This is a genomic window from Paracoccus sp. P2 (genome assembly GCF_046335115.1).
Classification (GTDB): domain Bacteria; phylum Pseudomonadota; class Alphaproteobacteria; order Rhodobacterales; family Rhodobacteraceae; genus Paracoccus; species Paracoccus pantotrophus.
The window spans coordinates 1-10,297 of sequence record NZ_JBGOSN010000034.1 but is presented as its reverse complement, the minus strand read 5'-3'; the positions used below and the strand labels follow the sequence as shown (position 1 = coordinate 10,297).

Here is a 10,297-nt window from a genome sequence, read left to right as displayed (position 1 = left end):
CCCCCCCCCCCCCCGCCGCAAGCTGAACCTCGAAGCGGCCTCGATGGCGACGCTGATGGGGATGGTGGCAAGCGGCATGGGCATGACGCTGATCCCGCGGCTGGCCCTGGCGGACGAGAACCGCGACGGCCGGCTGCGCATCGTGCCCTTCACCGAGCCGGCGCCCTCGCGCGATCTGGCGGTGGTCTGGCGCCGCAATGCCGAGGCCGGCGCGGATGCGCGCGCCCTGGCCCAGGCGGTGCGCGAACTGGCCCCGATGCTGGGGGTCGAGCCGATCCCCCGTCCCGCACCCGATCCCTTGCCGGATACGCCGGCCCGCAAAAGGATCAGCGCAGGACGATCTTGACCGGCAGCACCAGGGCAGTGGTCCTGCCCGTGGGCGGCGCGGGCAGGCGCGGCATGCGCGAGGCCTGGCGGTTCAGCGCGGAATCGATGCCGGCATCCCCGGTCGAGCTTGCCAGCGATGCCCCGGCCACCCGGCCGCTGGGATCGACGCTGAAGCGCAGGGTCACGGTCATGGTGCCGCCGCGCCCGCTGAAGCGGGTGCGCTGCATGTGCCGCGCCACCGCGGCCTGCACCTTGGACTGCCAGCTGGCCACCTGCCGCGGGCTGGGCGTGCCGGCCTGGGCCTGGGGCGCGGCGGTTCGGTCGGATTGCGGCGCCCGGACGCGCGTGGTGGCCTGGCGGGCCGGCTGCTCTTCCGGGGCCTTTTCCTTTTTCTCGCGCTTCTTGGGCTCGGGCTGCTTTTCGACCACCTTCCGCTCGGGCTCCGGTTCGGGCTCGGGGCGCTCGGGCGGGCGTTCGGATTTCTGCAGTACCACCGCATCGGGCGGCGGCGGGAACAGCGAGTTCATGTCCGCCAGCGGCTCGAGCTCCTGAAGCGGCGGCATGGCGAGTTCCGGTTCGGGTTCGGGCTCGGGTTCCGGTTCAGGCTCGGCCTCGGCCATTTCGGGGGCCTCGGCTTCGTCCGGCGGGGCTGCGGCCTCGGGCATTGGCGCCAGTTCGACATAGACCGGGTCGGGCAGGCCGGGGGGTGCTGCGGCTTCGGCGCGTTGCAGGATCCACAGCGCACCGCCCATATGCGCGGCCAGGGCCACCGCCGCGGCGGTGCCCCATAACGCGCTGTCGCGCAGGGCCGGGGAAGGCTTCCAACTCATGGCGTGCGGGCTCCTCCGCTTGACGGGGTCGAGGCGGTCTGCTGGGCCGGGGCGGGTGCGGGGGGCGCATCAAGCTCGGCATCGGCGGGCTGGGCGGCGGGCGCCGCGCCCGCGCCGGTGGTCTCCAGCCCGACCAGCGCGATCTTCAGATAGCCGGTCTCGCGCAGGGTGTTCATGACGCCCATCAGGTCGCCATAGGACACGTCCTTGTCGGCGCGCAGGAAGATGCGTTCTTCGCGGTTGTTGTCGGTGGCGGCGGCCAGGGCCGCGGCCAGCCCGCCGGCGGCCACGTCCTCATTGCCCAGGGCAAGCGTCAGGTCGGGCTTGACGGTGATATAGACCGGCTGGTCGGGGCGCTGCGCCGGGGTCGCGTTCGAGACCGGCAGGTCCACGTTCACGTCCACCGTCGCCAGCGGCGCCGCCACCATGAAGATGATCAGCAGCACCAGCATCACGTCGATGAAGGGGGTGACGTTGATCTCGTGGTTCTCGACCAGATCGTCGCCTTGGGTTTCGCGGATGCCGCCGGCCATGGTTCAGACCTCCGTGCGCGGGGTGCCGCGGAAATCGAGGTCGCGGCTGACAAGGCGTTTGACCCCGGCGGCGGCATTGGCCAGCCGCAGGCGGTAGCCGGTGATGGCGCGGGCGAAGACGTTGTAGATCACCACGGCCGGGATGGCGGCGACCAGGCCGAGGGCGGTGGCCAGCAGCGCCTCGGCGATGCCCGGCGCCACGACGGCGAGGTTGGTGGTCTGCGCCTGCGAGATGCCGATGAAGCTGTTCATGATGCCCCAGACGGTGCCGAACAGGCCGACGAAGGGCGCGGTCGAGCCGATGGTGGCCAGCACGCCGGTGCCCCGGCTCATGCGCCGGCCGGCGATGGCCTCGATCCGGTCCAGATGCGAATCGACGCGCTCCTTGACGCCGGTGTCGCCGGCCTGGTCCAGCGCCGGGACCGAACGGTCGTATTCGGCGGCCGCGGCACGGATCATGCGCGATACCGGGTCGTTGCGGTTGCCGGCCGCTGCCAGCGCCGAGGGCAGGTTCGCCGCCGTCTCGACGCGCCGGATGCCCGATTGCGCGCGTCCCATGGCGCCCATCAGCTCCAGCAGCTTGGCGACCAGAACCGTCCAGGTCACGATCGAGGCGAAGGCCAGGCCGATCATCACCGCCTTCACCACCCAGTCGGCGGCCAGGAACATGCCCATCGGCGACAGGTCATGCGGCAGGTTCGGGTCGCGCTCCGGCGGGTTCAGCATCGGCGACAGCGCGTCCTGCACCGCCTGCGGCAGGATGCTCGACCCGGCGGGCTCGGCCGCTTCGGGCGTGGCCGGGGCAGGGGCCCCCGGCGTCGCGGCGGCGTCGGGTGCCGCCGGGGTCTGGATGGCGGCAGGCGCGGTCTCGGAGGGCGCCGCGGGCGTATCGGTGGCGGGAGCCGGTGCCGGGGTTTCCTGGGCGGGAGCTTCCGGCGCGGTCGCCGCGGGCGCGGGGGGTGCCGGCGCTGCCGCTTCGGGCGCTGCCGCTTCGGGGGCCGCCGGTTCGCCGGCAGGGGCGGCCGGCTGGGTCTGGACCTCGGGCGCCGGGCTGGTCTGGCCTTCCGTGGCGGCTTCCTGCGCCGAGGTCGGGGCGGCAAGCAGCAGGCAGGTCAAAGCAACGGCGGTCCCCGCGCGGCGGCGCGGCAGCGACATCTGGGTCATGGCGATCCTTATAGTTCCGGCATTCGATCCGTCCGCATCTTGCTGGGCGCGGCACATGCGAACTGGCATGCCGCCGACCCTCTGGCCGCGGTTCGGGCTTCGTATCAATCACCAAGGTAAAATTGTCAACTATTCCGCGGACCGGCCGCCGGCCTTTATGCCGACCAATAGGCCGCCAGGTGGCTCAGCACCCGGTCATGGCCCAGCGTTTCCAGCAGCAGGGCGCGAAGCGCGGCAATGCCGGATTTCTCCGCCGCCGCCCAGAGATAGCTGTCGGGCCGGGGCGGCGCGGCGCGCAGCAGGGCGCAAAGCGCCGCGGTTCCGCCGGGCAGGTGGCGCATGCGGAAGCCCGCGGGCCGGGGCAGCGGGTAGTCGGGCCGCGCGCCGAGCAGGAAGACCTCGCCCCGCGCGGTGCCGGCGCGCGATTCGAGGATGCGGGCGATGGCGGGCCAGGCGGTCTCGTCCCCGGCAAGCATCAGCTGCGCGGCCTGCGGGACGCCGCCGCCGCTGGGGCCGAGCAGGCCGACCTGCCGGTCTGCGCGCCCAATGCGCCGCCCGTCCGCCGGGATGGTCGAAAATGTCCAGGTCCAGCCAGCCGGCATCGGCGTCGATGCGGCGCACGGTATAGACCGGGCGGTGCAGCGCCTTGTCGCCCCTGGGCCAGAGGATCTGACCATGGGCGCCGAGGCGGGGCCATTCCGGTGCCTCGTCGCCGGGCTGCGGCAGCACCAGGCGGAAATGCAGCGAATCCTCGGTCGCAAGCCGGTGCAGATCGGGCGCGGCCAGCCGCACGCGCAGGAAATCGCGGCAGAGCGGCGCGACTTCGGCGACATGGGCAAGGCTGAAATGGCCGGGCGGCTTGCCGGCATCCTCGGCCGAGGGCCAGCGCAGCGCCGCTGCCGCCGTCGGCAGGTGCTGCGCGAGCGGCCGGAAGATCGCCTGCTGCATCGCTTCCAGCCATTCGGCGCGATGCGCGCGGGCAAAGACCAGCACGCCGTCGCCGCGCCGCTTGGCCCCGAACTCGCCCATCTCGACCTGACACCAGATCGAGCGGCCATGGCCGCTATGCAATTCCAGCCCGTGCCCCTGGGCCTCGTCGCGGATCAGTTGCTCGATCGGCGCGAAATCCTGGCCGGGCAGCAGGGCCTCGGACTGGAACTCGGGCAGGGGGGTGATGCGCATGGCTCGCCTTTCATGCCTTCAGGGATCAAGGTCGGGTCTGCGGCGCGACGCTGCAAGGGCTCAGGCCAGTCGCGCGATCTCGGCCGCCGCCGCCTCCAGCGCGCCCTTGCCATGCGGGATGGACAGGGCCGTCATCCCGGCCTCGACCGCCGCCAGAACGCCCAGCAACTGATGGGCATTGGCATGGCCCATATGGGCGATGCGCAGGGCGTTGTCGGGATCGGCCGCGCCCAGGCCGATCCCCAGCGTCACCCCCGCGCGGGTCGCGGTCCAGTCGCGCAGGGCGCCGGCCTGCGGCAGCCGCGCCGCGGTGACCGAGCGGGCGCGGCCGGCGGGATCGGCGATCAGCGCCCCGATGCCGGGATGACCGGCGCCCCAGCAATCCAGCGCCGTCCAGGTGGCCCGCGCCAGCCCCTCGTGCCGGGCCCAGGCGGCGGGCAGGGTTTCCTCGTCCAGCAGCATCAGCAGCGCCTCGTTCATGCCGAAGATGTGCTGGACCGGTGGCGTGCCGCCCCAGAATTGCCACAGTTCCTGCGCCTCGGCGCGCGGGGTCCAGTCCCAGTAGGGTGTGGCCAGGCTGCTGCGCGCCCGCGCCTTGACCCGGTCCGAGAACCAGACGAAGGCCAGCCCCGGCGGCACCATCAGCCCCTTCTGGCTGGCCGAGACCAGCAGGTCGACGCCCCATTCGTCCATCTGCAAGGGCTCGCAGCCCAGCGAGGCGATGGCATCGACGGCCAGGAAGGCGGGGTGGCCGCCCATGGCCGCGCGCAGGGCGGGGATGTCGGCGCGGGCGGAACTGGCGGTATCGACCTGGCAGACCAGCACGGCGCGGACCCGCCCCTCGCGGTCCTGCGCCAGCCGGTCGGCCAGGCGCTGCGGGTCGGGGGGCGCCAGGCCGAAATCCAGTTCCTCGACCTCGATCCCCAGCGCGCGGGCCGAAGCAGCCCAGGAACGGCCGAAATGGCCCGAGACCAGCGCCAGCGCCCGCTCGCCCCGGTCGAGCAGGTTGACATTGGCCGCCTCCCAGCCGGCATGGCCGTTGCCGATATAGGGCGCGACATGGCCCGCGGTGCCGGCCAGCCGTTTGAGCCCGGCGATCATGGCGCGGTTTTCGGCCGCCAGTTCCGGGCCGTAGATGTCGGGCGAGGCCCGGTGCATGGCGCGCAGCACGCGGTCGGGGACGGGCGAGGGGCCGGGAATGGCAAGGACGGCGCGGCCGTGGGCAAAGCTCATGGAGGATGCCTTTCTGATGACCCGCCATCGGTAGGATGGCCCCCGCGCAAGGTCAACGGGGCGCACGGGGCCGGGCGGCGAAGCCCGGGTCGGTTGCGCGGTCGCAGGGGTATTTGCGGAACGAAGAAGCGCGGGGCCGCTGCATGCCGTCGGCTGGACGTGGCGGGCAGAGCGTGGCGGCGGGTTGCCCCCGCGCGGCTTGCGCCTTATCCCTTGGGCCGAACCGAGGTTCCGGGGGCGCGATGGCGGACAGGATTCACAGGACGGCCAATCTGTTCGCCCGCATGTGGCGCGACTATCTGCGGCCCTATTCGGGCCGCATCCTGCTGGCGCTGCTGTTCCTGGTCATCGAGGGCTCGACCCTGGGCATGCTCAGCTGGATGCTGAAGCCGCTGTTCGACCGGGTCTTCGTTGGCGGCGATACCGATGCGATCTGGTGGGTCGGCGGCGCGATCTTCGCGCTGTTCCTGATCCGCGCCACCACCTTCGTCATCAACCGCAGCCTGATGACCTCGGTCTCGCTGGCGGTCTCGACCAGCATGCAGACCGATCTCTTGCGCCATATCATGACGCTGGACGGCGGCTTTTTCCAACAGAACCCGCCCGGCGCGCTGATCGAGCGGGTGCAGGGCGATTCCATCGCGGTGCAGGGGGTGTGGTCCACCTTCATCGCGGGGGCAGGACGGGACATGGTGTCGCTGGTGTCGCTGTTCGGGGTGGCGCTGGCTGTCGATCCCTGGTGGACCATGGCGGCGCTGGTCGGTGCGCCGCTTCTGATCCTGCCGACGCTGCTGGTGCAGCGCTATATCCGGCGCAAGATGCGGCAGAACCGCGTCAATGCCAGCCAGCGCGCCACCCGGCTGGACGAGGTGCTGCACGGCATCAACGCCGTCAAGCTGAACCGCATGGAGGATTACCAGGCTGGCCGCTTTGCCCAGATCGTCGCCCGCATCCGCCAGGCCGAGGTCAAGATGTCGGGCATCGGCGCCACGGTGCCGGCGCTGGTCGATGTCGTGACCGGCCTGGGCTTCATCGGCGTGCTGGCGCTTGGCGGGGCCGAGGTGACGCGGGGCGAGCGAACGGTCGGCGACTTCATGTCCTTCTTTACCGCCATGGCGCTGGCCTTCCAGCCCTTGCGCCGGCTGGGGGCCTTGACCGGCACCTGGCAGATCGCCGCGGCGAGCCTGGAGCGGATCTATGCCGTGCTGGACATGCGGCCCGCCATCACCTCGGGGCTGAGGCGCGAGCCGCCTCCCGATACTACCATTCGTTTCCGGGACGTGCGGCTGGCCTATGACAACCATCCGGTGCTGAACGGGCTGACCTTCACCGCCGAGGCGGGCAGGACCACCGCGCTGGTCGGGCCCTCGGGGGCAGGGAAATCCACCGTCTTCAACCTGTTGACGCGGCTTGTTGATCCAGAATCTGGGCAGATCACCCTGGGCGGCGTGCCCCTGCGCGAATTCGACCTGGGGGTGCTGCGCGACCAGTTCTCGACCGTCAGCCAGGATGCGGCGCTGTTCGACGAGACGCTGCGCGAGAACATCCTGCTGGGCGGCGCACAGGATGACGAGGCGCTGCGCCGCGCCGTCGTGGCCGCCCATGTCGCCGATTTCACCGATGGGCTGCCCCTGGGGCTGGACACGCCGGCCGGCCCGCGCGGCTCGGCCCTGTCGGGGGGGCAGCGCCAGCGCGTCGCCATCGCCCGCGCCGTGCTGCGCAACGCGCCGATCCTGCTTCTGGACGAGGCGACCAGCGCATTGGACGCGCAAAGCGAGCGGGTGGTGCAGCAGGCGCTGGACGAGCTTTCGGCCGGGCGCACCACGCTGGTCATCGCGCACCGGCTTTCGACCGTGCGGCAGGCCGACAAGATCGTGGTGGTCGAGGCCGGCCGGGTTGTCGAAGAGGGCAGCCATGACCAGCTTATGGCCCGGGGCGGCGCCTATGCCGCGCTGGTCCGGTTGCAATTCGGAGAGGATTGATGCGGCGCATTCTGGCGGTTTCGGGCGAGGATCGGGTCGATTTCCTGCAAGGGCTGGTGACCAACAAGGTCGGTCCGGTCCCGGCTTGGGCGGCGCTCTTGACGCCGCAGGGCAAGTACCTGGCCGATTTCCTGGTCGTACCGGAGGAGGAGCGGCTGCTGGTCGATGTCGATGCGCGGATGGCGGACGACCTGATGCGGCGGCTGTCGATGTATCGGCTGCGCTCGAAGGTCGCGATCGAGCCGACGGATCTGGCCGTCGCCCGCGGCACCGGGCTGGCGCCCGAGGGAGCGATCATGGACCCGCGGCATGAGGCGCTCGGCTGGCGGCTTTACGGGGCCGAGGGGGATGACGGCACCGACTGGGATGCCATCCGGGTCGAACATTGCATCCCCGAAACCCTGGTCGAGCTGATCCCGAACGAGACCTTCATCCTGGAAGCCGGGTTCGAGCGCCTGCATGGCGTCGATTTCCGCAAGGGCTGCTATGTCGGGCAAGAGGTCACGGCGCGGATGAAGCACAAGACCGAATTGCGCAAGGGGCTGGTGACGGTCGGGATCGAGGGCGTGGCCCCTGTCGGCACGCCGATCCTGATGGCGGACGGGCGCGAGGCCGGCACGCTTTTCACCCAGTCCGGCGGGCGCGCCATCGCCCATATGCGCTTCGACCGCATGGGCGAGGGATTGACGGCGGGGGACGCCCGCATCATCCCATGACGACCGGGCCGGCCGGGGAGCGCGTCCGCCGCATCGTGCATGTGGACATGGACGCCTTCTATGCCTCGGTCGAGCAGCGCGACAACCCGGAGCTGCGCGGGCGGCCGGTCGCGGTGGGCGGCATCCAGCGCGGCGTGGTGGCGGCGGCCAGCTACGAGGCGCGGCGCTATGGCGTGCGCTCGGCCATGCCCTCGATGCGGGCGATGCGGCTCTGCCCCGAACTGGTCTTCGTGAAGCCGCGCTTCGACGTCTATCGCGCCGTCAGCCAGCAGGTCCGCGCGATCTTTGCCGAATACACCCCGCTGGTCGAGCCGCTGTCGCTGGACGAGGCCTATCTGGACCTGACCGATCACCTGGCCGGCCGCACCGCCACCCGCATCGCGCAGGAGATCCGGGCGCGCATCCGGCAGGCGACCGGGCTGACCGCCTCGGCCGGGGTCAGCTACAACAAGTTCCTGGCCAAGCTGGCCTCGGACCAGCGCAAGCCGGACGGGCTGTTCGTGATCCCGCCCGAGGCCGGGGCAGCGTTCGTGCAAGGCCTGCCCATCGGCCGCTTTCACGGCATCGGCCCGGCCACGGCGGCGCGGATGCAGGCGCATGGCATCCTGACCGGCGCCGACCTGGCCCGGCAGAGCCTGGAGTTCCTGACCGCGCGTTTTGGCAAGTCGGGCAGCTATTACTGGAACATCGCCCGCGGCATCGACACGCGCGAGGTCAAGCCCAACCGCATCCGCAAGAGCATCGGCGCCGAGAACACCTATTTCGAGGACCTGCGCGACCTGGCCGCCGCGCATGAGGCGCTGGCGGTTCTGGCCGAGAAGGTCTGGCGCCATGCCGCGAATGCGGGCCGCGCCGGGCGGACGGTGACGCTGAAGGTGAAATACGGCGATTTCCGCCAGATCACCCGCGCGCGCTCGCTGCCGCGCGCCGTCGAAAGCCGCGACGAGATGCTGGAGATGGCCCGCGACCTTCTGGCGCCGGTCTTTGCCGATCCGCATGGGGTGCGGCTTCTGGGCATCACGCTGTCGGGGCTGGAGGAGGCGCGGCAGGACGAGCCGCCGCGCCAGCTGGGCCTGTTCGATCAGGCGTAGAGGTTGATGACCCCGACCTTCTGGTGGATGCCGTTCACCGTCTCCTTGTCGAGGCCGAGGCCCTGCGCCAGCCTGTGCAGGTATTCGGCCTCCTTGCGGTTGTCGAACTCGATCGCCATCAGCGACATCAGATAGACCTGCGGGCCGAAACCCTGCGGCACCTCGCGCGCCAGGGCCTCGGCATCGACCGGGGCAGTCATCTGCTCGCGGATGAAGGCGCGTTCCTCGTCGTCCAGTTCGCCGAACTCGGCCATCAGCTTGGCCTTTTCGTTCTCGTCGATCTCGCCATCGGATTTCGCGGCTTGGATCATTGCCTTCAGCATCAGCCCGGCCAGGGCGTTCTGTTCCGGGGTGGGGGCGGTCGTGGGCTCGTCGCCGCTGGCCAGCGCCTCGTTGAAAAGCTCGCCGAAACTGGCGTCGTTCTGCGGCTGGGCGTCCTTTTGCGCCAGGCCGCCGGCCTGAGGGGCATGGCCCTGCGGCTGCGCGCCGCGACCGCCCAGCAGATCGCCCAGCACCCCGCCGAGGCCGCCCGCCGCCGCGCCGCCCAGCACGCCGCCCAGCGCGCCCGATCCCGTGCTACCGCGCCCGCCGGTCAACTGGTCGAGCAACCCGCCCAGCCCGCCCTGGGCCGCGCCGGTGTGGCGGGAAGAGTTCGGCCCGCCATAGGGCGCGCCGCCGCCCACGACGGTGGCGCCGCCGCTGCGCCCGCCCAGCACCTGGCCCAGCATGTCGCCCAGCCCGCCCGAGCCGCTGCGGCGGTCGCCGGCCTGCCCGGTATTGTTGCCGAACAGTTCGTCGAGCAACCCGCCCGAACTGCGCCCGCCACCCGATGGCGGCCGGTTCTGGGCGTTCTTCATCATGGTTCCGATCCCCTTGGCCAGCATGACGCCAGCCGCGACGCGGGCGAGGGATTTCATCAGGCTCATCTCGTTCCTCCGAAAGCGTTGCGGGGCCGCCGGGCCGGGCAGCCTTCTTTGCACAATTCCAACGTATTCGCCGGGCTCCGGTTCCACCGCCACAGGCCCCGCGGCAAAGGCCCAGCCGCCCTTGATTTTTCCCCGGCACGATTATAAGTCGCGGCGGATGTTTCACGACGGGGGCTGTCGCGCGGGTGGCCCCCCCGATAGGAGGCCATGATGGCAAAGGCAAAGTTTGAACGGACGAAACCGCACGTCAACATCGGGACGATCGGTCACGTTGACCACGGCAAGACGACGCTGACGGCTGCGATCACCAAGT

At 71.1% G+C, this 10,297-nt stretch carries 11 protein-coding genes and 1 pseudogene; 5 read left to right on the top strand and 7 right to left on the bottom strand.

Annotated elements, in window-relative coordinates; all coding sequences use genetic code 11:
- Positions 1-346 (top strand): LysR substrate-binding domain-containing protein (locus ACDP63_RS17990; protein WP_409928381.1); only part of this gene is annotated, 346 nt, incomplete at its 5' end.
- On the opposite strand, the gene ACDP63_RS17985 is transcribed toward ACDP63_RS17990, so the two are convergent.
- From ACDP63_RS17985 to ACDP63_RS17960, 6 genes and pseudogenes are all read right to left on the bottom strand, one after another.
- Complete coding sequence (locus tag ACDP63_RS17985; protein ID WP_024843772.1) at positions 327-1,157, bottom strand: energy transducer TonB; 831 nt, start codon at positions 1,155-1,157, stop codon at positions 327-329. The genes ACDP63_RS17990 and ACDP63_RS17985 overlap by 20 nt on opposite strands.
- Positions 1,154-1,690: a TonB system transport protein ExbD gene (gene exbD / locus ACDP63_RS17980; protein ID WP_024843771.1), complete on the bottom strand. Its 537-nt coding sequence runs from the start codon at positions 1,688-1,690 to the stop codon at positions 1,154-1,156. The genes ACDP63_RS17985 and exbD overlap by 4 nt, the downstream gene beginning before the upstream one ends.
- Before the next feature lie 3 nt (positions 1,691-1,693).
- On the bottom strand, positions 1,694-2,854 hold the full coding sequence (exbB, locus tag ACDP63_RS17975; RefSeq protein ID WP_024843770.1) for a tonB-system energizer ExbB: 1,161 nt from the start codon (positions 2,852-2,854) through the stop codon (positions 1,694-1,696).
- Positions 2,855-3,009: 155 nt separating this feature from the next.
- A complete protein-coding gene (locus tag ACDP63_RS17970; RefSeq protein WP_409928380.1) occupies positions 3,010-3,330 on the bottom strand; it encodes an SIP domain-containing protein in 321 nt (106 codons plus the stop codon).
- 118 nt (positions 3,331-3,448) lie between these two features.
- Positions 3,449-3,802, bottom strand: a pseudogene (locus ACDP63_RS17965) (siderophore-interacting protein); the annotation flags it as partial.
- Positions 3,803-4,096: 294 nt separating this feature from the next.
- Positions 4,097-5,269, bottom strand: a complete 1,173-nt coding sequence (locus ACDP63_RS17960; RefSeq protein WP_024843768.1) for a pyridoxal-phosphate-dependent aminotransferase family protein — start codon at positions 5,267-5,269, stop codon at positions 4,097-4,099.
- 242 nt (positions 5,270-5,511) lie between these two features.
- On the opposite strand from ACDP63_RS17960, the gene ACDP63_RS17955 reads away from it, so the two are divergent.
- The 3 genes from ACDP63_RS17955 to dinB are packed head-to-tail and all read left to right on the top strand — an operon-like array spanning position 5,512 to position 9,058.
- Positions 5,512-7,251, top strand: coding sequence for an ABC transporter ATP-binding protein (locus tag ACDP63_RS17955; protein WP_028710666.1), 1,740 nt, complete (start codon positions 5,512-5,514; stop codon positions 7,249-7,251).
- Positions 7,251-7,967 carry a YgfZ/GcvT domain-containing protein gene (locus tag ACDP63_RS17950; protein ID WP_409928379.1) on the top strand — a complete coding sequence of 239 codons (717 nt, stop codon included), beginning with the start codon at positions 7,251-7,253 and terminating at the stop codon, positions 7,965-7,967. The genes ACDP63_RS17955 and ACDP63_RS17950 overlap by 1 nt, the downstream gene beginning before the upstream one ends.
- Positions 7,964-9,058 carry a DNA polymerase IV gene (gene dinB, locus ACDP63_RS17945; RefSeq protein WP_024843765.1) on the top strand — a complete coding sequence of 365 codons (1,095 nt, stop codon included), beginning with the start codon at positions 7,964-7,966 and terminating at the stop codon, positions 9,056-9,058. The genes ACDP63_RS17950 and dinB overlap by 4 nt, the downstream gene beginning before the upstream one ends.
- Here dinB and ACDP63_RS17940 read toward each other — a convergent pair.
- Positions 9,049-9,984, bottom strand: coding sequence for a tellurite resistance TerB family protein (locus tag ACDP63_RS17940; protein WP_024843764.1), 936 nt, complete (start codon positions 9,982-9,984; stop codon positions 9,049-9,051). The two genes, dinB and ACDP63_RS17940, sit on opposite strands and share 10 nt — an antisense overlap.
- A 210-nt stretch (positions 9,985-10,194) precedes the next feature.
- Between ACDP63_RS17940 and ACDP63_RS17935 the strand changes: the two genes are divergently transcribed.
- Positions 10,195-10,297 (top strand): GTP-binding protein (locus tag ACDP63_RS17935; protein WP_195930770.1); only part of this gene is annotated, 103 nt, incomplete at its 3' end.